At 62.1% G+C, this 20,381-nt stretch carries 17 protein-coding genes and 1 pseudogene; 13 read left to right on the top strand and 5 right to left on the bottom strand.

Going from position 1 to position 20,381, the window contains the following annotated elements; all coding sequences use genetic code 11:
* Window positions 1-3 precede the first annotated feature (3 nt).
* Genes ROSMUC_RS19415 through ROSMUC_RS19405 form a run of 3 tightly spaced genes read left to right on the top strand, consistent with a single transcriptional unit; the run spans window position 4 to window position 2,605 of the window.
* The gene (locus tag ROSMUC_RS19415) at window positions 4-483 is read left to right on the top strand and encodes a GNAT family N-acetyltransferase (RefSeq protein ID WP_037276441.1); all 480 of its coding nucleotides are present in this window, start codon (window positions 4-6) and stop codon (window positions 481-483) included.
* Window positions 480-1,502 carry a histone deacetylase family protein gene (locus ROSMUC_RS19410; protein WP_037276439.1) on the top strand — a complete coding sequence of 341 codons (1,023 nt, stop codon included), beginning with the start codon at window positions 480-482 and terminating at the stop codon, window positions 1,500-1,502. Before ROSMUC_RS19415 ends, ROSMUC_RS19410 begins: the two co-directional genes overlap by 4 nt.
* Window positions 1,503-1,504: 2 nt before the next feature.
* Window positions 1,505-2,605 carry an NAD(P)/FAD-dependent oxidoreductase gene (locus ROSMUC_RS19405; protein WP_037276437.1) on the top strand — a complete coding sequence of 367 codons (1,101 nt, stop codon included), beginning with the start codon at window positions 1,505-1,507 and terminating at the stop codon, window positions 2,603-2,605.
* 19 nt (window positions 2,606-2,624) lie between these two features.
* Here the strand turns inward: ROSMUC_RS19405 and ROSMUC_RS19400 are convergent, their stop codons facing one another.
* Complete coding sequence (locus ROSMUC_RS19400) at window positions 2,625-3,317, bottom strand: GntR family transcriptional regulator (protein ID WP_052115456.1); 693 nt, start codon at window positions 3,315-3,317, stop codon at window positions 2,625-2,627.
* Window positions 3,310-6,240, bottom strand: a complete 2,931-nt coding sequence (locus ROSMUC_RS19395) for an FAD-binding and (Fe-S)-binding domain-containing protein (RefSeq protein WP_037276435.1) — start codon at window positions 6,238-6,240, stop codon at window positions 3,310-3,312. The genes ROSMUC_RS19400 and ROSMUC_RS19395 overlap by 8 nt, the downstream gene beginning before the upstream one ends.
* Window positions 6,241-6,382: 142 nt before the next feature.
* Between ROSMUC_RS19395 and ROSMUC_RS19390 the strand changes: the two genes are divergently transcribed.
* The 9 genes from ROSMUC_RS19390 to ROSMUC_RS19350 all read left to right on the top strand — a co-directional run bounded on the left by ROSMUC_RS19390 (window position 6,383) and on the right by ROSMUC_RS19350 (window position 15,387).
* Window positions 6,383-7,567: a pyridoxal-phosphate-dependent aminotransferase family protein gene (locus ROSMUC_RS19390; protein ID WP_037276433.1), complete on the top strand. Its 1,185-nt coding sequence runs from the start codon at window positions 6,383-6,385 to the stop codon at window positions 7,565-7,567.
* A 118-nt stretch (window positions 7,568-7,685) separates the two neighbouring features.
* Window positions 7,686-8,660, top strand: coding sequence for a TRAP transporter substrate-binding protein (locus tag ROSMUC_RS19385; RefSeq protein ID WP_037276431.1), 975 nt, complete (start codon window positions 7,686-7,688; stop codon window positions 8,658-8,660).
* A gap of 80 nt (window positions 8,661-8,740) precedes the next feature.
* Window positions 8,741-9,331, top strand: a complete 591-nt coding sequence (locus ROSMUC_RS19380) for a TRAP transporter small permease (protein ID WP_245875245.1) — start codon at window positions 8,741-8,743, stop codon at window positions 9,329-9,331.
* On the top strand, window positions 9,331-10,611 hold the full coding sequence (locus ROSMUC_RS19375) for a TRAP transporter large permease (RefSeq protein ID WP_037276427.1): 1,281 nt from the start codon (window positions 9,331-9,333) through the stop codon (window positions 10,609-10,611). The genes ROSMUC_RS19380 and ROSMUC_RS19375 overlap by 1 nt, the downstream gene beginning before the upstream one ends.
* Before the next feature lie 10 nt (window positions 10,612-10,621).
* On the top strand, window positions 10,622-11,395 hold the full coding sequence (locus ROSMUC_RS19370; RefSeq protein ID WP_052115455.1) for an enoyl-CoA hydratase/isomerase family protein: 774 nt from the start codon (window positions 10,622-10,624) through the stop codon (window positions 11,393-11,395).
* Window positions 11,392-12,594: a CaiB/BaiF CoA transferase family protein gene (locus tag ROSMUC_RS19365; protein WP_170062595.1), complete on the top strand. Its 1,203-nt coding sequence runs from the start codon at window positions 11,392-11,394 to the stop codon at window positions 12,592-12,594. The genes ROSMUC_RS19370 and ROSMUC_RS19365 overlap by 4 nt, the downstream gene beginning before the upstream one ends.
* The gene (locus ROSMUC_RS19360) at window positions 12,591-13,325 is read left to right on the top strand and encodes a 2-keto-4-pentenoate hydratase (protein ID WP_037276423.1); all 735 of its coding nucleotides are present in this window, start codon (window positions 12,591-12,593) and stop codon (window positions 13,323-13,325) included. Before ROSMUC_RS19365 ends, ROSMUC_RS19360 begins: the two co-directional genes overlap by 4 nt.
* 221 nt (window positions 13,326-13,546) lie before the next feature.
* On the top strand, window positions 13,547-14,803 hold the full coding sequence (locus ROSMUC_RS19355) for a PQQ-dependent sugar dehydrogenase (protein ID WP_037276422.1): 1,257 nt from the start codon (window positions 13,547-13,549) through the stop codon (window positions 14,801-14,803).
* Window positions 14,803-15,387, top strand: coding sequence for a c-type cytochrome (locus ROSMUC_RS19350; protein WP_037276419.1), 585 nt, complete (start codon window positions 14,803-14,805; stop codon window positions 15,385-15,387). Before ROSMUC_RS19355 ends, ROSMUC_RS19350 begins: the two co-directional genes overlap by 1 nt.
* Before the next feature lie 190 nt (window positions 15,388-15,577).
* On the opposite strand, the gene ROSMUC_RS19345 is transcribed toward ROSMUC_RS19350, so the two are convergent.
* From ROSMUC_RS19345 to ROSMUC_RS19335, 3 genes and pseudogenes are all read right to left on the bottom strand, one after another.
* Window positions 15,578-16,600: an aspartate-semialdehyde dehydrogenase gene (locus tag ROSMUC_RS19345; protein WP_037276417.1), complete on the bottom strand. Its 1,023-nt coding sequence runs from the start codon at window positions 16,598-16,600 to the stop codon at window positions 15,578-15,580.
* A 75-nt stretch (window positions 16,601-16,675) separates the two neighbouring features.
* On the bottom strand, window positions 16,676-17,842 hold the full coding sequence (locus ROSMUC_RS19340) for an MFS transporter (RefSeq protein WP_037276416.1): 1,167 nt from the start codon (window positions 17,840-17,842) through the stop codon (window positions 16,676-16,678).
* 40 nt (window positions 17,843-17,882) lie between these two features.
* Window positions 17,883-18,813 (bottom strand): annotated as a pseudogene (locus tag ROSMUC_RS19335) (histone deacetylase family protein).
* Between the two features lie 96 nt (window positions 18,814-18,909).
* Between ROSMUC_RS19335 and ROSMUC_RS19330 the strand changes: the two are divergent.
* On the top strand, window positions 18,910-20,235 hold the full coding sequence (locus ROSMUC_RS19330) for a mechanosensitive ion channel family protein (RefSeq protein ID WP_037276414.1): 1,326 nt from the start codon (window positions 18,910-18,912) through the stop codon (window positions 20,233-20,235).
* Window positions 20,236-20,381 lie beyond the last annotated feature (146 nt).

Raw genomic sequence — 20,381 nt, 5'->3', positions numbered from 1 at the left:
GCGATGGCAGAATTTCGCGCGGTTGAAACAGACGACGATCTGACCTTGCTGGACACAGCCCTGCGCCAACTCAGCGCGGATTTGGGCGATCCCCATAGCGCAGGACTGGACGCCTTGCGCACCGGGCTGACGGGCGCGATACCGGCGGCCTATGGTTTGCTCGCGCTGGAAGAGGATTTGATCGGTGCCGCTCTTTTTGGCCCGCTGTTTTCCACTGTGCGCGGGGCGGCGGGCGTCTATGTCTCTGACCTCTGGGTCACCGAGGCGGCGCGCGGGCAAGGATTGGGCCGCGCGCTCCTGTCTCAGGTGGCGCGCAGGGCGGGCATGCTCTGGCGGGCAGAATGGATGATGCTGGCGGTCTACGCCCACACCCCCGCCTCGCGCCGGTTCTACGAACGGTTGGGATTCGAGGCGCAAGACCAGGTGACACAGATGCGCCTGCCCCAGGCAGCGATGCGCAGATTGATGGGAGAGGACGGATGAGGGCGATTTTTGACGCGCGGCAATGGCAGCACGATCCCAAGCATTTCATGGCCAACGGGGTGATCAAGCCTAGCCCCGAGCAGCCCGAGCGCATCACGCGGCTGACCCACGGCGCCACGGCGGCAGGCTGCGACTTTGTTGCGCCCAAGGATGCCGGTCTTGGGCCGATCGCGGCGCTCCATTCGCCAGAGTATGTTACCTTTCTGCGCAACATCTATGCGCGCTGGCAGCATATCGACGGCGCGGGCGCAGAGGTGATCCCCAATATTCACCCCGCCAGTCGCCGCGACAATTACCCCAAGTCCGCCGTCGGCCAGGCAGGCTATCATCAGGTCGACACCGCCTGTCCCATCGGGGCGGGCACATGGGAGGCGGCCTATTGGTCGGCGCAAACCGCCGTGACCGGCGCGGATATGCTGGCCGCCGGAGAGCGGGCCGCCTATGCGCTCTGCCGTCCGCCGGGGCATCACGCCTTTGGCGATCTGGCGGGGGGGTTCTGCTTTCTCAACAACGCGGGCATTGCGGCAGAGCGGTTGCGCACACGGGGGCTGCGTGCCGCGATCCTCGATGTCGACGTGCATCACGGCAATGGCACCCAAGGCATTTTCTATGATCGCGACGACGTTCTGACCGTTTCGATTCACGCCGATCCAGCGCGGTTTTATCCCTTTTTCTGGGGTCATGCCGATGAGCGGGGCGTTGGGCGTGGCACCGGCTATAACCTCAACCTGCCGCTGGCACGCGGCACCGGTGATGACGCCTACCTCAAAACGCTCGACATCGCTCTGGAGCGGGTGGCGAATTTCGGGGCCGATGTGGTGGTCGTGGCGCTTGGTCTTGATGCCTATGAGGGCGATCCGTTTCAGGGGCTGGCCATCACCACGCCCGGATTTGGACGCATCGGGGCGGCGATTGCCGGGCTGGGGCTGCCCACGCTCTTTGTGCAAGAGGGTGGATATCTTTGTAAGGAATTGGGCCAAAACCTTACATCGGTCCTGACGGGATTTGAGGGGGCGTGAGCATGGCCGATGTGATCGTGATCGGCGGCGGCATCGCCGGGATCAGCGCGGCGGCAGAGCTTGCGCGCGGCGGTGCAGATGTTGTCGTCCTCGAAATGGAGCGGCAGATCGGCTATCACGCCACGGGTCGCTCCGCCGCCATCTTTATCCGCAACTATGGCAATGCCACGCTGCGCGCGCTGAACGCCGTGGCAGAGCCGATCTTCGAGCAGCCGGGCGAGATCAGCGACAAGCCCCTCCTTAGCCCGCGCGGCGAGTTGATGGTCGCTTCCGAGGAGGAACTGCCGATCCTCGACGCGTATCTGGATGGCTCGACCGGCATTGACCGTCTGACCGGCAAGGAAGCCGCGGAAATTGTGCCGATCCTGCGCGCGGACCGCATTGCCGCTGCGATGATCGAGCGGAACGCACGGGGCATTGACGTGGACCTCTTGTTGCAGGGCTATGCGCGCCTGCTGCGGGCGCGGGCTGGGCGGATCGTGACCGGCGCGGCGGTCAGCGGCGTGTCACAGCGCGCCGGGCTCTGGCATGTCGACACCGCGCAGGGGCCGCATAGCGCGCCGATCGTTGTCAACGCGGCGGGTGGCTGGGCGGATGAGGTGGCCACCCTGGCCGGGGTACGCCAAGCAGGGTTGCAACCCTATCGCCGCTCCGCCGCGATCATTCCTGCGCCCGAAGGCTATGAAACCGAGCATTGGCCGATCTTTGGCTCTATCGCCGAGACATGGTATGCCAAACCCGAGGCGGGCAAACTGATGGTTTCTCCCGCCGACGAGGATCCGGTTGCCCCCCATGACGCCTGGGCTGATGACATGGTTCTGGCCGAGGGGCTGGATCGGTTCGAACAGGCGGTCACCGTGCCGGTGACGCGGGTCGAACACAGCTGGGCAGGTCTACGCACCTTTGCGCCTGATCGCACGCCGGTGGTGGGGTTTGATCCGCAAGCGGCGGGGTTTTTCTGGCTGGCCGGGCAGGGTGGTTACGGCGTGCAGACAGCACCCGCACTGTCGCGGCTGACGGCGGCGCTGATCACGGGGGGCGCGCCGGATGTCTCGGATCACGTGCTGGCAGCCATGGCACCGGGGCGGTTCGGGCAGGCGTAAGGGGCCACTTGACGGCCCGTCACCCCTGTGCCTTGGCCTTGATCGAGGCGAATTTGCGCAGGAGGTGATCCTTCATCAGCTTGCCACAACGCTCTGCATCCCGCGCGCGCAGCGCCTCGATGATGGCCTCATGTTCCTCGACCGCCGCGCGCCAGCGCTCGGGCGTGAGATTGGCCTGATAGCGCGCCCGCTGGACCCGGAAGGCCAGCAATTCATGCGCGCGCACCAGCGTTTCATTCCCCGCCGCTGCCAAAATCGCCTTGTGGATGGCCTGATTGATGCGAAAATAGGTCGGGCGATCCGCCTCGTCATAGGTGCGCCGCAGCGCGGCGGTCATCTCTGCGATCTCTTGCACCGTGTCCGTGTCGGCCTGCATCGTGGCCAGTTCCCCCGCTAGCCCCTCAAGGGCGGCAAGCACGCAAAACACCTCGGCCAATTCCGCCTCGCTCTGGCGGGTGATGACCGCGCCGCGATGCGGGATGAGGTCAAGCAAGCCCTCCGCCGCCAACACCTTGAGCGCCTCGCGCAGCGGTGTGCGCGACACGCCAAATTGTTCGGTCAGCGCCTTTTCGTTGATCTTCTCTCCCGGCTGCAATTGCCCTTCGAGGATCATCTGGCGCAGTCGGTTGGTGATCTCGACAGCCAGCGCGGTGCGGCCAATCGGATCGGGTTTGAGGGCAGTCATCGGGGCCTCCGGGCCGTGGTTATCCATTGTTGCGGCCCTCCTTTACAGCATTTCCCGATGCCCTGTCGAAGATTTCCGCGATATGCAGCGCGCGTCGGTTGGTGCCGTCGGCAATCTGGTGACGGCAAGAGGTGCCATTTGCGATCAAGAGATCGTTCGGCGCGGCGGCACGCACCGCAGGCAAGAGCGACAGTTCCCCCATCTTGAGCGAGACCTCGAAGGTCTCGGCCTGATAGCCAAAGGCACCGGCCATGCCACAGCAACTGCTCTCGATGGTTTTGGGATCAAGGCCGGGGATCAGACCCAGCGCCTGTCCCAGATCGCCCATCACGCCAGCTGCTTTTTGATGGCAATGCCCATGCACATGTGCGGTCTGACCCAAGGCATCAAGCGGCAGGTCAAGCCGCCCGGCGCGCGCCTCGCGGGCGATGAATTCCTCGAAGAGATAAGCGTTTTCAGACAAGAGGCGCGCGTCCTCTCCCGGCAAGAGCGTCAGAAACTCATCGCGCAGGGTCAAGAGGCACGAGGGCTCCAGCCCCACCACCGGCACGCCCGCGCGGATATGCGGCAGGAGGGCATCGAGCGTGCGCTGCGCCTCGGCGCGGGCCTGCTCGATCATACCCGCCGCCAGATATGTCCGCCCGCAGCAGAGCGGGCGACCGGGGGCATTGGCCGTGATCACCTCATAACCGGCGCGCGTCAACACCCGGAGCGCGGCGCGGGGAATGTCCGGCTCCATCCAACGGTTGAACGTGTCGGTAAAGAGGATGATCTTGCCCCTCTTGCTCGATGGGCGGGCGCGCTTGACCTCCGAGTCCTTGAAGAAATCACCGCGAAAGAGCGGCAGGGATCGCGCAGCGGCAAACCCGGTCAGCCGTTCTCCCAGGACGGCCAGCAGCGGCACGCGGTTGCGCAGGGCGATCAGACCACGCAGCGCCACGGCAATCCGCGCATAGCGGGGCATCTCGGCGATCAGCCGCGCGCGCAGGCCGAAGCCCAGCTTTTGCCCGCGTTGATAGAGCACCTCGGTCTTCATCCTGGCCATGTCCACGCCGGTCGGGCATTCGCGCTTGCACGCCTTGCAGCCCACACACAACTTCATCGTTTCGGCCATCTCGTCCGAGAACAGCGCGTTCTGGCCCAGACGCCCCGACAGGGCCAGCCGCAGCGTATTGGCGCGGCCCCGCGTTACGTCACGCTCGTCGCGGGTTACGCGATAACTCGGGCACATCGCCCCGCCCGCCAGCTTGCGACAGGCGCCGTTGTTGTTGCACATCTCGACCGCGCCCTGAAACCCGCCGCCCTTGCCGGTCCAGGCAGACCAGTCATGCCCGGTCTTGAGGTCAGCGAAATCATAGCCCGGCGGATAGCGCATCAGGCTGCGGTCATCCATTTTCGGCGCATGCACGATCTTTCCGGGGTTGAGGCGGGTGTCGGGATCAAAGGCCGCCTTGACCTCTTCGAACGCGCTCAGGATGCGGGGGCCAAACATTGCGCCGTGAAACTCGGACCGCACGATACCATCGCCATGCTCGCCGGAATGCGAGCCTTTGTATTCCCGCACCATGGCAAAGGCAGCATCGGCAATCTCGCGCATCTTGCGCACGTCCCGTTCCAGCTTGAGGTTGAGAACCGGGCGCACGTGCAGGCATCCCTCTGAGGCATGGGCATACCATGTGCCCGTGGTGCCGTGGCGATGAAACACCTCTGTCAAGCGGTCGGTGTAATCGGCCAGATGCTCGAGCGGCACGGCGCAATCCTCTACGAAAGACACAGGCTTGCCCGCCTCTTTCATCGACATCATGATGTTGAGCCCCGCCTTGCGCAATTCGCCGATCTCTGCGGCAAGGGACATATCCCAGACCTCGACCACGCCGCCCTCATGGGTGCCCCCCGCGCCAAAGCCATAGCCAAGGTCCGACATCGTATCGGCCAAACGGCGCATGTTTTCCTCGTTCTCGGGCGGGCTGTCGGCGAATTCCACCAGAAGCATCGCCGCCGGTTCCCCGCGCACGAATTGCTCCAGCGTTCTGGCATAAAGCGGAATGGCGCGCGCAAGGTCGATCATGGTGCTGTCCACCAGTTCGACCGAGGTGGGGCCAAGCGCCACCAGCGGCTTGGCCGCTTCCATCGCGGCGCGGAAACTGGGGAAATGGCAGACGCCCAGAACCCGGGTTTTAGAGGGCAGCGGCGAGAGCCTGATCTCGATGGCGGTGGATGTGGCCAGCGTCCCCTCGGATCCGATCAGCAGATGGGCGAGGTTGATCGGCGTGTCACCGGGCACGAGCGCGTCGATGTTGTAGCCGCCCACCCGACGCTGCACCTTGGGAAAGCGCGCGGCGATCTCGCGGGCCTCACGCGCGCCCAGGTCGAGCATTTGCCGCAACAAGGGTTCTGGCACGCGATTGCCGGAACCGGGACCGAAATCGAACGGCGTGCCATCAGCGAGAAACCCCTCGATCCTCTCCACGTTGTCGCGTGTCGTGCCATAGCGCAAAGAGCGGGAGCCGCAGGAATTGTTGCCCACCATGCCCCCGATCGTGGCGCGCGAGGCGGTCGAGACATCGACCGGAAACCACAGGCCATGCGGTTTGAGTGCGCGGTTGAGATCATCCAGAACGATCCCCGGCTCGACCACCGCACGCCGTCCCGCGACATCCAGTTCCAGAATCCGGTTGAGGTATTTCGAGCAGTCCACGATCAGGCCGGAGTTCACCGTCTGCCCGCATTGCGACGTGCCGCCGCCGCGCATCGTCAGCGGCACACCCGCCTCTCGCGCAGCATCCAATGCCGCCAGAACATCCTCTGGTGCCTTGGCCAGAATCACCCCCGCCGGCATGATTTGGTAGATCGAGGCATCGGTGGCATAGCGCCCGCGCGAGAAGGCGTCAAAGCGCGTTTCGCCCTGCACCTCGCGGCTGAGGCGCTGTTGAATTGTGCTGTCCAGCATGGGTCTCGATCCGGTCGATGGTCTGAGTTTGGCCTTGACAGAATATTGAATTCAGAATTCAATTCAACAGAATTCACCTTGATCCGAGTCCGTTACCAAAGCGGGTAACCGGACAAGGACGCACTGTCTGGGAGGAATGACAATGACCGCTGGCCGCCACTTTCTGCAAATCCCCGGACCTTCAAATGTGCCGGATCGCATCCTGCGGGCCATGGATTACCCCACGATGGACCACCGTGGTCCCGCCTTTGCCGATGTCGGGCGCAAGGCGCTGGAGGGCATGAAAAGCATCTTCAAGACCGAAAGCCGCGTGGTGATCTACCCCTCCTCCGGCACGGGGGCGTGGGAGGCGGCGCTGGTCAATACGCTCTCACCCGGCGATACGGTGCTGATGTATGAGACGGGGCATTTCGCGACCCTCTGGCAGAAACTGGCCCTGAAGCTGGGGCTGAACCCTGTCTTTATCGACAGCGATTGGCGCGCCGGGGCGGATGCCGCAAAGATCGAAGAGCATCTGCGCGCGGACAAGGGCCACGAGATCAAGGCTGTCTGCGTGGTGCATAACGAGACCTCGACCGGCTCTGTGACCGATGTGGCCGCCGTGCGCCGCGCGATGGATGCCGCGGGTCACCCGGCGCTCTTGATGGTGGATACGATTTCGTCGCTCGCCTCGGTCGATTACCGACATGATGAATGGGGCGTCGACGTCACGGTGTCCGGCTCGCAAAAGGGTCTGATGCTGCCGCCGGGCCTGTCGTTCAATGCGGTCAGCGCCAAAGCGATGAAACTCTCCGAGAGCGCCGCTCTCAAACGCTCTTATTGGAGTTGGGCGGAAATGGCCGGGCCCAATGACACCGGCTATTTCCCCTACACGCCCGCCACCAACCTGCTTTACGGTCTCAACGAGGCGATCGACATGTTGCATGAAGAGGGTCTCGACAATGTATTTGCCCGGCACAAGCGGCATGGGGCGGCGGCGCGCGCGGCGGTCGAGGCCTGGGGGCTTGAAGTGCTCTGCAAGAAAGCCACGGACCGCTCGCCGGTGCTGACCGCCGTGATGATGCCCGAGGGACATTCCGCTGACAATTTCCGCGCTGTCACCTTGCGCAACTATGATATGTCTCTGGGCAATGGTCTGTCCAAGGTGGCGGACAAGGTATTCCGCATCGGGCATTTGGGGGATTTCAACGACCTCATGCTAATCGGCACTCTTGCAGGTGTTGAAATGGGCCTGCGCGATGCAGGCGTTCCGCACCGGGCCGGGGGCGTGCAGGCGGCGATGGATCTTTTGGGTCAGAAGTTCGACAGCGCCCGCGCTGCGGCCTGAAGGTATCGGTCCGGGCAGGAGGAGGAGCCTGCGCGGACTGCATGTCACGATTTCACAACAAGGAAAGACCGAGGCGCGGCTGAAACCGCGCACACATGAAAACCAAGGGAGGAAGACAATGAAAAAAGCAATACTCGCATCCGTGGTGGCGTCCTTTGTGGCGGTGCCGGCAATTGCGGCAGACGTTACCATGCGCTTTGGCCATGTGGGCGAACCGGGGTCCCTTTTCGAGGCGACCGCCAACCACTTCGCCGCCTGCGTGGGTGAGAAATCCGGTGGCAAGGCCGAGGTTCAGACCTTTGGCTCGTCGCAACTGGGCAATGACAAGGAACTGCTGCAAAAGCTCAAGCTGGGGCAGGTCGACTTTGCGCTGCCCTCGTCGGTGATGTCTTCGGTCGATGGTCTCTTTGGCATTTTTGAGATGCCCTATATCATTAAGGATCGCGACCACATGCGCCGCGTTCAGGGCGCGATGATGGACACGTTCCAGACCGCCGCCAACAACAACGGCTATCATATCGTTGGGCTGGCCGAGAACGGGTTTCGCCACATCACCAACAACATCCGTCCAATCAACGTGCCCGAGGATCTCAAGGGCATCAAGCTGCGCACACCCAACGGGGAATGGCGCGTGAAGATGTTCCAGCAATATGGCGCCAACCCGACGCCGATGGCCTTTTCCGACGTGTTCACCGCGTTGCAGACCGGCGTGATGGACGGGCAGGAAAACCCCTATACCCAGATCGCGACGGCCAAGTTCCAGGAGGTGCAAAAGTATCTCTCGATTACCGGCCATGTCTATACGCCTGCGTATATTCTTTCCTCGAAGAAAGGCTATGACGGGCAGCCCGAAGATGTGCGCGCCGTTCTGTCCGAGTGCGCCGCCGACACGCAGACCTTTACCTACGAGACCGCCATCAAGATGGAAGGCGAGTTGCTTGACGTGATCAAGGCCGCCGGGGTCGAGGTCAACGAGGCAGACAAGGAGGCGTTCATCGCTGCCTCCAAGCCGGTTTACGACGCGTTCGCCGATCAGGTCGAGGGCGGGCAAGAGCTGATCGACTCTGTCCTCGCGCTTGGCAACGCAAGCTGATCCGATCCCCGTGACGGTCCCTGACAGGGGCCGTCACAACCTAGCCTGACAGGATTTCGCGGATCTAATCCGGCACGACCATGCCGGTCCCTCTCTTGCACCGGAACGCTGCGCATATGACCTCTCTCCTCACCCAAACCAACCGGATCGCAAGCCGCCTGCTTGAATGGATCACTGTTCTTTTGATGGTCGGTCTCACAATCGTCGTGATCGTTGCCGTTATTGCCCGGCTCATGGGCCAGAGCTTTTCGTGGTATGACGAGGTGGCCGCGATCATGCTCGCGTGGATCACGTATTACGGCTCCGCGCTTGCGGCGCTGCATCGGCGGCATATCGGATTTGACTCGGTTCTGCTGGCCATTCCTGGCCGGTTCCGGATGCTCGCGGTTCTGGTGGGCGAGGCGCTGGTTCTGCTCTTTTTCGTGCTGATGGCGCGCGCCGGATTTCAGGTGCTCGAGGTCCTCGAGGGAGATACGCTCACCTCGCTCACATGGGTGCCGGTGCAACTGACACAATCGGTGATCCCCATCGGGGCCATTCTCTTTATCGTCTGCCAATTGCTCAGCCTGCCGAATTACTGGGTTCAGACGTCGCGCGGAATCTCTCTCGAACATGCCGAGATCGAAGAAGAAGTCGAAACCGAACTCGCCAAGAACAAGGAGCGCGTGTGATGCTGATGCTGGGTATTTTCGCGGCCCTCGTGGCGATGATCTGCATCAACGTGCCCATTGCCATCGGGCTTGCACTTGCCGGAGTGCTCGGTCTTCTGGTGACTGAAGGGCCAAGCAGCCTAGTGACCATCGCCCTTGATATGTATAGCGGGTCCACAAAATTCTCGCTCATCGCAATTCCGATGTTCGTGTTGGCGGGGGCCATCATGAACGCGGGCGGGATCACCGACCGGCTGATCAACTTTGTCACCGCCATCATCGGCTTCGTGCGCGGCGGTCTGGCCATGGTCAATATCGGCGTGTCGCTCTTCTTTGCCGAAATCTCGGGGTCTGCCGTGGCGGATGTGGCGGCCATGGGATCGATCCTCATTCCGCAGATGAAAAAGCGCGGCTATTCCAAGGAACTCTCGGCCGCAGTCACCTCGTCCTCGGCGTCGCTTGCGATCATCATCCCGCCGTCGATCCCGATGATCCTCTATGCGGCCTCGTCCAATACCTCGGTCGAGCAACTCTTTGTCGCGGGCGTGGTGCCGGGCCTCTTGGGCGCCGCGGGCCTTATGTTCGTGGCCTATGTCTTTGCCCGCCGTTACAATCTGCCGACCGAAGAGGCGTTCAACATCCCGCGCCTGCGCGAGACGTTCGTTGACGCTCTGCCTGCGTTCCTTTTGCCGATCATCATTCTGGGCGGTATCTTTGGCGGCTATGTCACCGCGACCGAAGCGGCCGGTCTTGCCGTGATCGCGGCGATCATCGTGTCGGCGTGGTATCGTCAGATTGATATCAAACATCTGCGCCGCGCCATGCTGGACGGGGGGATGCAAACCGCTGTCGTCATGCTGCTGGTGGCGGCTTCGGTGCTGATGGGCGGGTTCCTGACCCGTGCGCAGATCCCGCAGCATCTGGCACAGGGCATTCTCAACATCACCGATCAGCAGTGGATGATCCTGCTCATTCTCAATGTATTCTTCCTTGTGATCGGTTTCTTCCTGCACTCTGCCGCCGCGATCATCCTCGTGATTCCCATCGTGATGCCGCTGATCACGGCGGCGGGTATTGATCCCGTGCATTTCGGCCTCGTGGTCACCCTGAACCTTGCCATCGGACAACAGACACCGCCCGTAGCCTCGGTGTTGATCACCGCCTGCGCGGTGGCGCGGGCGAATATCTGGGAGGTGTCCAAGGTCAATATCTGGTTCATCATGGTTCTTTTGGCGGTACTGATGCTGTGCACCTATGTGCCCTCGGTGCCACTTTTCCTTGTCGAATATTTCTACCGCTAAGGGGGTGCAGATGACCGAGATCCTGTCAGAGGTCCGGGGCCATACGCTCTGGATCACCTTCAACCGCCCCGAGGCGCGCAACGCGCTGACGTTTCAAATGTATGAAGGCCTGGCAACCCTCTGCCGCGAAGTGCCGACCGACGGTAGTATCCGCGCCGTGGTGATCCATGGCGCGGGGGGCAAGGCGTTCGCGGCGGGCACCGACATGACGCAGTTCCGCGCCTTTGACAAAGCTCAGGATGCGCTGGATTACGAGGCGCGGATCGAGCGTGTGCTGGAGGCGGTCGAGCGGTGCCCATTGCCCACCGTCGCCGCGATCAACGGGGCGTGCACCGGGGGGGGTGCGGCGATTGCCGGGGTGTGTGATATCCGCATCGCCTCCGCCAATCTCAAGTTCGGCTTTCCCATTGCCCGCACGCTTGGCAACTGTCTGGCCGCTGCCAATCTGGCGCGGCTGTCGTCCCTGATGGGGGCGGGGCGGGTGCGCGAGATGATCTTTACCGCCCGCCTAATCGGCGCGGAGGAGGCGCAGGGCTGCGGCCTCGTCACGGAGGTTCTGGAGGATGAAGACGCGCTGATGGCACGCGCCGGGGCGCTGGCTGACACGCTGGCACAGATGGCCCCACTGACCCTGCGTGCCACCAAAGAGGCAATGCGCCGCGTCAGCGCGGCCACGCGGGTCGAGGACGCCGACCTGATCGAGATGTGTTACATGAGCCGTGATTTCCGTCATGGGATGGAATCCTTTCTCGCCAAGCAAAAACCGGAATGGAGCGGCACATGAGCGCGACTGGTCCCCTCGCCGGAATGAAGGTGATCGAGCTTGCGCATATCATGGCCGGGCCTGTCTGTGGCCTCATGCTGGCCGATATGGGCGCGGATGTGATCAAGGTGGAAAAGCCCGATGGCGACGACAGCCGCCGTTTTGTGCCGCCCGCGATCGAGGGTGAATCCGCCGCCTATATGATGATGAACCGCAACAAGAGGGGGCTTGCTCTCAACCTCAAGGACCCGGAGGCGGTGCACGTGCTGCATCGCCTGTTGGAAGAGGCCGACGTGGTGATCGAGAATTACCGCATGGGCACGATGGAGCGGTTGGGCCTTGGCTATGACGACCTGCGCGCGATCAACCCGCGCCTGATCTACTGCGAGATTTCAGGCTTTGGCCGTACGGGTCCGTATGCAGAGCGCGGCGGCTTTGACCTGATTGCGCAAGGCATGTCTGGCCTCATGTCGATCACCGGCGAGGGGCCGGGGCGCCCGCCCGTCAAGACAGGCGCGCCGGTGTCGGACATCACGGCAGGGATCGTCGCGGCGATGGGCGTTTCGGCCGCCTATGCGCGCATGTTGCAAACCGGGCAGGGGCAGAAGGTGGATACATCGCTATTCGAGGCGGCCATCACCCAGACCTATTGGCAATCCGCGATCGCCTTTGCCACTGGCGTGGCCCCTGGCCCGATGGGATCGGCGCATCCCCTCAATGGCCCCTATCAGGCGTTCCAGACCGCCGATGGCTGGATCAATGTGGGGGCCGCCAATCAGCGCAATTGGTTGCGGTTTCTCGATGTGATTGGTGCGCCTGAGCTCAACGATGATCCGCGCTTTGCCTCGAACCATGACCGGATGCAGCACCTCAAGGATCTCGAAGAGATCCTGAACGATCACCTGCGCCACCAAACCTCTGAGGTGTGGTTGGCGCGGATGGAACGTGCGGGCCTGCCCGCTGGCCCGGTGCTCGACATTCTGCAAATGCAGGCCGACCCACAGGCACATGCGCGCGAGATGATCGTCGAGGTGGATCATCCTGTGGCAGGCATGGTCAAGACCCTTGGCCATCCGGTCAAGTTCAGCGAGACCCCCGCCAATATCCGCAGCGCCGCGCCGCTGCTCGGCCAGCACAGCCGCGAGGTGCTGCGCGAGGTCGGGTATGACAGTGGACAAATCGAGGCAATGATTGCCTCTGGTGCGGTGATCGCGGCATGAGCGACCCCTTGACGACGGCGCTGCTTCTGGCGCGAAACGGTGATCCCAAACTCCCGGCGTCCGCAGGCGAAGGGTTGACGCGGGACCGCGTGTTTGCGGTGCAAGAAGAGGTGGCAGCAGAGCTTGGCCCCGTGGGCGGCTTCAAGGTCGCGTGCCCCTCCGGCGCACCGATCATCATTGCCCCGATCATGGCCCGCGACATTTACCAAAGCCCGGCCACGATCCAACTGGCAGCAGGCGAGGAGGCGGGCGTCGAACTCGAATACGCGTTTCGTCTGATCGCGCCCCTGCCCGATCCGGACGCCCCCGATTTTGAGGCCCAGTTGCGCAACGCTGTCGAGCTCTTGCCCGTCTTTGAACTGGTCCAGAGCCGGCTTGCCGATCCCAAGGGCGCTAATGCCGCGCTCAAGATGCTGGACAATCAACTCAACGGTGCTGTGGTTCTGGGCGCGCCTTGCGCCGACTGGCACGTCCTCGACGTCACCCGCGCCGAGGCGCATCTGACCCTTGGGGTCGATACCCTGCTTGACGGCGACGCTGCGGTGCCCGGCGGCGATGCCTTTGCCACGCTCTGCGCGCTCGCGCGGGCCCTTGGGGACCATTGCGGCGGCTTGCACTCAGGCCAGGTGGTGATCACCGGATCGCTCAACGGGTTGCCATGGGTGCAAGCGCCCATCGTGGCGCAGGGTGACATCGCGGGCCTTGGCGGCGTCTCGATGACATTGGTGTGAGACCTCCGACTTTGGTCGTAGGGAATAGCGACAGCAAACCCTTGTCCCGCCCGGAAACTGCGATAGGGTCAAGACGTGCGAATGCAACGTAAACGATAGTTCGCATGAGCCGCGCGAAGGGGAGAGCGCGTTGGGTCAGCTTGACGAAGTCTAGGATCATGGCCCTGTCCGGGCCTCATGCATCGGACAGGCCAAACGGATTTTGAAACGGGAGGAACCAAATGAAACATCTGCTGTCATCCATCGCCACTCTGGCGCTCAGCGCCGGGCTTGCCCATGCGCAGGCCGCCAATGTGCCGGACAATCTGGAAAAACTGTCGAACTTCCAGTCGACCGGCGTGACTGACTTCACCTTTATCGAACAGGGCGGCGACTATGCCGAAGGGATCAAGAAAACGCTCGAGGGGATCAGCCTGCCCGACGGGTTCAAGATCGGCCTCTATGCCGTCGTACCCGATGCACGGCATATGGCCGTCGGCCCACAGGGCATTGTGACCTTTGTGGGCACGCGCAAGGACAAGGTCTGGTCCGTGACCGATCGCAACAAGGATCGTGTGGCGGATGAGGTCAAGGATTTTGCGCCCTCGCTGAAATTCTCGATCCCGAATGGCCCCTGCTTTTCCAAGGACGGGTTTCTCTATATCGCTGAGCAAAACCGCGTCCTTCTCTTTCCCGCCGCCGAGTTTTTTTACGAAAGCCCCGATGTGGCGGCCTTCAACCTTGTCGCCAAGGGGGATCTGATCCCCGAAGAGCAGGAGAGCTTTAACCACACGGCGCGGGTTTGCGACATTGGCCCGGATGGCAAGATCTATATCTCGCTCGGACAACCCTTCAACGTCGCCCCGAAAGAGAACCTTGAGATCAATACCAAATGGGGCATCGGCGGCATCATCCGCATGAACACCGATGGCACCGGCCGCGAGGTCTATACCTACGGCGTGCGCAATTCGGTGGGTCAGGATTTCCACCCCGAAACTGGCGAGCTGTGGTGGACCGACAATCAGGTCGACGGCATGGGCGATGACATCCCACCGGGTGAGTTGAACCGTCAGACCGAGGCAGGCCAGCATTTTGGCCATCCGTGGTATGGTGGCGGATCGGTCCGCACCAATGAGTACAAGGGCGAAGAGGTGCCGGTCGAAGTTGTGATGCCTGCGGTTGAAACCGTGGCGCATGCCGCTGATCTTGGCATGACCTTCTACACCGGCGAGATGTTCCCTGCGAAGTACAAGAATGCTATCTTCTCGGCTCAGCACGGATCGTGGAACCGGACGGAACCGGTGGGCGCCCGCGTGATGGTCACCTTCATCGACGATGAAGGAAACGCCACGATGGAGCCCTTTGCAGAAGGCTGGATTGACGAGAACGGCGAATATCTGGGTCGTCCCGTCGACGTGGCGCAATTGCGCGATGGTTCGATCCTCGTGTCGGACGATCTCGCCGGGGCGATCTATCGCATCTGGTACGAGGGCAATTGATGCTCAAGGCGTTTATTCTGGGTCTGGGCGGGGTTTTCCTCGCCCAGATTGCTATGGCCGAGGGCGTGACCGGCGATCCAGAGGCGGGGCGCAAACTGGCCAGCCAGTGCCGCACCTGTCACGGCATCGAAGGCATGGCGAAAATGCCCATCGTTCCGCATATCGGCGGCGAAAATCCGGCCTATATCGAGCATCAACTGACCGCCTTTCGCGAGGGGCGGCGGGTGCATGAAATGATGAGCGTGGTCGCGGCCAACCTCTCGGATCAGGCGATTGCCGATCTGGCGATGTGGTATAGCAGCCAAACGCCGGTGGCGTCCCTTGCCCCAAGCCAGACCGCCGAGAACGCGCCAGAGGCCTGCACAGCCTGTCACGGTGCCGATGGGATCGCGTTGATCGAGGATGCCCCCAATCTGGCGGGCGAGACGGTGATGTATATCGACACGCAGCTCAAGGCATTCCGCACTGGCAAGCGCCAGCACGACATCATGAGCGGCATCGCCGCCGAGATGTCGAATGACGACATCCGCGCGGTGGCGGAATGGTATTCCTCTGTCCAGTTCAAGGTCGAACCGGTCAAATAACGCGCATTGCGACTGATCGGGTTCCAATCGCCCCGGCCCCCGTGCCGGGGCCTCTACCCCGCCCTGGCGAGGTCCCGGGTCACGCCCGGGACGTGTGACGTTTAGATCGGGCGCGACACGCCCTGAAATCCGGACACATGCAAACGGGCGCGCCTGATGGCACGCCCGTTCGCTTTCCGTGCAGAGGCGCTCAGCCCTTTTTCAGCACCCGCTGCCCCAGCACTTCGGCAATCTGCACCGCGTTGAGCGCGGCACCTTTGCGGAGGTTGTCCGACACGCACCACAGGTTGATGCCATTATCAATCGTCGGGTCCTGCCGAATGCGGCTTATGAAGGTGGCGTAATCGCCCACGCATTCTATCGGCGTCACGTAGCCGCCGTTCTCGCGCTTGTCGATCACCATGATGCCGGGGGATTCGCGCAGGATGTCGCGGGCTTCGGCCTCGTCCAGGTGATCCTCGAACTCGATGTTCAGCGCCTCGGAATGGCCGACAAAGACCGGCACGCGCACACAGGTGGCCGTGACCTTGATCTTGGGATCAAGGATCTTCTTGGTCTCGGCGACCATCTTCCACTCTTCCTTGGTCTGACCATCCTCAAGGAACACGTCGATATGCGGGATCACGTTGAACGCGATCTGCTTGGTGAACTTCTTGGCTGGTTTGTCATCGGTCGGGTTATAGACCGCCTTGGTCTGATCCCAGAGCTCGTCCATGCCCTCTTTGCCGGCACCCGACACCGATTGATAGGTCGAGACAACGACGCGCTTGATGCGCGCGCGATCATGCAGCGGCTTGAGCGCGACAACCATCTGCGCGGTGGAGCAGTTGGGGTTGGCGATGATGTTCTTCTTGGAATAACCCATGACCGCATCGGCATTCACCTCGGGCACGATCAGCGGCACATCGGGGTCATAGCGGTAGAGCGACGAGTTGTCGATGACGACACAGCCCGCCTTGGCCGCCTTGGGGGCATAGACCTTGGTCGCGTCTGAGCCGATCGCAAACAGCGCCATATCCCAACCGGTGAAATCGAACGTGTCCAGATCTTGGGTCTTGAGAGTTCGGTCGCCAAAGCTGACTTCGGTGCCCAGAGAACGGCGCGACGCAAGCGCGGCGATCTCATCCACCGGAAACTCGCGCTCTGCGAGGATGTTCAGCATTTCGCGGCCCACGTTGCCCGTGGCACCTGCGACGACAATCTTGTAACCCATGTGTGTCTGCCTCCATAGCGGGGGGTTGCGGTCCGGGTCATACAGGGATTGCGGCCAATGTGAAAGGGGCCGCGCTCAAGCCATACTGTCACGACTCCACAGATAGGTCACAAGACCAGCCAAAAGCGCAAAGCCAAACAGGGCGAAAATCGCAGTGTAACCTGCCAATGCGCTCGGTGCCGCTGCGTGCAATGGCCCAGAGGCAAACTGCGCCACTCCCACCCCGCCAATGCCAAACAGATTGAGCAGCGTCACGCCCCGCCCCGCCAAGTGGGCCGGAAAGAACGCACGCCCATGCGCGATCAGCACCGGGAATGTGGACCCGGCAAGCCCAATCACCGCCAAAAGTGCAATCGACAGCCCGAGACTACGATCCGGCCAGAGCATCAGCGCAAAGATGGCCGCCATACAGATCACATTGCCGGTGAAGATCACCCATTTACGCGAATTGAACAGCCGATCAAGCGGACCATAGGCAAAGGTGCCCGCGATCATCGCCACCCCCATCACCAGTGTCGCCTGTCCAACCTGACCGGTATCAAGACCAAAGACATCGCGCAGGTAGGGCCCGGCCCAGAGACCCCGCAACGCCGCCGCAGGCGCATAGGCTACGAACATCAACGGCAGGATGGCCCAGATCGCGGGCATTTTGAGCAAATCCAGGAGTGAGCCGCGCGTATCCCCTCCGACCGCCGCGGGGTCGCGCACCAGCACCAGAATACCCAGCGCTGCCGCAACCGACACCGCCGCCAAGCCCCAGAGGGCCGCGCGCCAGCCGATTGTCTCCGCAGCCCAAGCCATCGGATAGGACGCCACCAGATTGCCGAATGACCCGACCCCAAGCATGAGCGCCGCCAGCGTGGCAAATCGTGCTGCCGAGAATTGCCGCGCGAAAATGTAATAAGAGGCCATCAAGACCGGCGAACACCCCGCCCCGATCAACGCCATTGCCAGATTGATATGCAACGGGCTGCTCGCCAGAGCAAAGAGCGCCGCGCCACCGCCGCCGCCCAACAGCAGCAAAACCGCCGCCGTGCGCCGTGGCCCCACCCGGTCGAGCGCCCAACCCACCGGCAATTGCATCAACGCGAATGTCGCGAACATCAGACCCGAGGCGGTCGCCAGATCATCCGGCGTGGCCCCTACATCCAGCGCCAAGGGACCGCTCAGAACCGCCAGGAAGGCGCGAAAAAACTGGCTGAGCACATAGGCAAGGCACAGCAGGATCAGGCCGGCGCGCATGGGATGTCCTTGTCGATCAGGGTTCAGGATTGATCAGGGCTTAGGCCGCGCCGCGTGCGATCAACACATCGACATGCGCCGCCACACTCTCGGCCAGCGCATAGAGATTATAGCCGCCCTCTAGACAACTGACCAATTTCCCGCCGCAAAGCTCATCCGCCAGATCACAGAGCCGCTCTGTCACCCAAGCGAAATCATCGGTCTCCAGCATCAGATCGGCCAGAGGATCATCGCGATGCGCATCGAATCCGGCAGACACCAGGATCAAATCCGGCTTGAACGCCCGCACGCGCGGAAACACCTTGTCCTCATATTCCCGACGAAACACCGTCCCGCCCGAGCGCGGTGGCAAAGGCACATTCAGGATCGTGTCATGCGGCCCGGTTTCATGGGCCGCCCCGGTACCGGGCCATAGCGGATATTGATGCGAAGAGGCAAAAAACGCGCGCGGCTCGTCCTCTAGCAGATCCTGCGTGCCATTGCCGTGATGCACGTCGAAATCCACAACCGCCACACGTTTCAACCCGTGGTGATCCAGCGCATACTTGGCTGCGACCGCCACATTGCCAAAGAGGCAAAACCCCATCGTCGTCTCGCGCTCGGCATGATGCCCGGGTGGACGGGTCGCGACAAAGGCATTGCTGGCCTCACCCGAGAGCACCAGATCAACGGCGCGCACAGCGCCGCCCGCCGCGCGATGCGCCGCCGCCAGCGTGCCAGGCGACATCCAGGTATCGGCATCGAGCTGCACCCGCCCCCGAGGCGGGCGAGGCGGCCCGGATCGCCTCGACATGGCTCTTGGGATGCACCCGCAAAAGGTCGTCCTCGGCCACCAGCGGTGCCTTGACGAGGATCACATCCTTGCCCTCCAACGCCTCCAGAATACGTTCCAGACGCGCCACCTGTTCGGGATGACCTTCGGGTGTTTCATGGCCCAAGCAGTCGGGGTGGGTGATCAGGGCTGTGGTCATGGCGCTCCTCCGTCATTAAGATGAAAAGAGCCTGAATTGCAGGACTTGTCCAGTGCAGCCTTGTGGGCGGCTTGACCGCGTGCCAGTCTGGCAGACATGGAAGGAGATGCAGTCTCAGTGACTCAGGATATCGTGCTTGCCGTTTGGGGGCAGGCCGAATTGTTCCTGTGGAGCATGCTGCGACCTTGGAATGCCTATCAGCTGGGCATCCTGCTTGCCCTACTCTTCGCGGCATTTCTGCTCGAACGCCTCTTGGGACCGGCGTGCCGCGAATGGATGCGGCAGCGCGAAGGCTGGCCGAAATGGCGCATGCGGCTGCTTGTCATGCTGCACCGGCGCTTGCGTCTTATCTTTTTCGTGATGCTGATCTGGCCGGTGTGCTGGATCATGCGTGAAGTGACATGGCCTAGCCGCTCTTATCTGCTGGCGATCGCAGGAGAATTGGCACTTGCGTGGCTGGTGATCGCCATTGTCACGCGGTTGATTGGCAATAGCCTGCTGCGCAGCCTTGTGCGCTACGCAGGCTGGACTTGGGTCACGCTCAGCATTCTCAATCTCACCCATGAGGCACAAGCGCTGTTGGACAGCGCCGCAATAGACGTGGGCGAAACACGATTCTCACTCTGGCTGGTTGTGCAGGCGGTGATCGTGATCGGCGCGCTCATCGTTGTGGCACGCTTTACCGCAAGGGTGACAAGCGCACGGGTCCGCAGCAACGAAGATCTCTCCCCCTCGATGCAAGTGCTGGTGGTTAAATTCATGCAGGTGCTGCTCTATGGTGCCGCATTCTTCATTGGCTTACGCACCGTCGGGGTGGACCTCACAGGGCTTGCCGTGCTGTCAGGCGCGATTGGCGTGGGCCTCGGCTTTGGTCTGCAAAAGGTGGTTTCGAATCTGGTCTCTGGGATCATTATCCTCCTCGATAAGTCGATCAAACCCGGCGACGTCATCAGCCTGGGCGAAACCTTCGGCTGGATCAACAGCTTGGGTGCCCGTTATGTCTCGATCACAACGCGAGATGGGCGCGAATACCTCATCCCGAACGAGGATCTGATCACTGGACAAGTGGTCAACTGGTCCCATTCCAACGATTTTGTGCGCCTCGACATCTACTTTGGCACAGCCTATGGCGATGATCCCCATAAAGTGCGCAAGATCGCAGTCGAAGCCGCCATGAGCGTTGGCCGCGTCCTGAACGAGAGACCCCCGGTTTGTCACATCGTTGGCTTTGGTGACAGCAGCGTGGATTATATCCTGAGATTCTGGATCAGAGACCCCACTCAAGGCCTGACCAACATTCGCGGCAATGTCTATCTGGCGCTCTGGGATGCGTTTCAAGAGCATGGCATTTCAATCCCCTTCCCGCAACGCGAGGTGAGAATGCTGGGGGACGAGCCCGGTAGCGAACCAAAGATCGGGTAAATTTGCAGCACATTTCCGCGTCTTGGTGCAATACGATGCGGCGGTTTATTGAAAAGTCATGCATCTCTTGCTACTTTGATATCATTCCTAGCACCGGGGCCTGCGGTGCGCAGCAAAGGAGGACGATGTCCTGTCTTTTACGACAT

The organism is Roseovarius mucosus DSM 17069 (assembly GCF_000768555.3).
In the GTDB taxonomy this organism is placed as follows: Bacteria; Pseudomonadota; Alphaproteobacteria; order Rhodobacterales; family Rhodobacteraceae; genus Roseovarius; species Roseovarius mucosus.
This window is presented reverse-complemented; position numbering and strand designations above follow the sequence as displayed.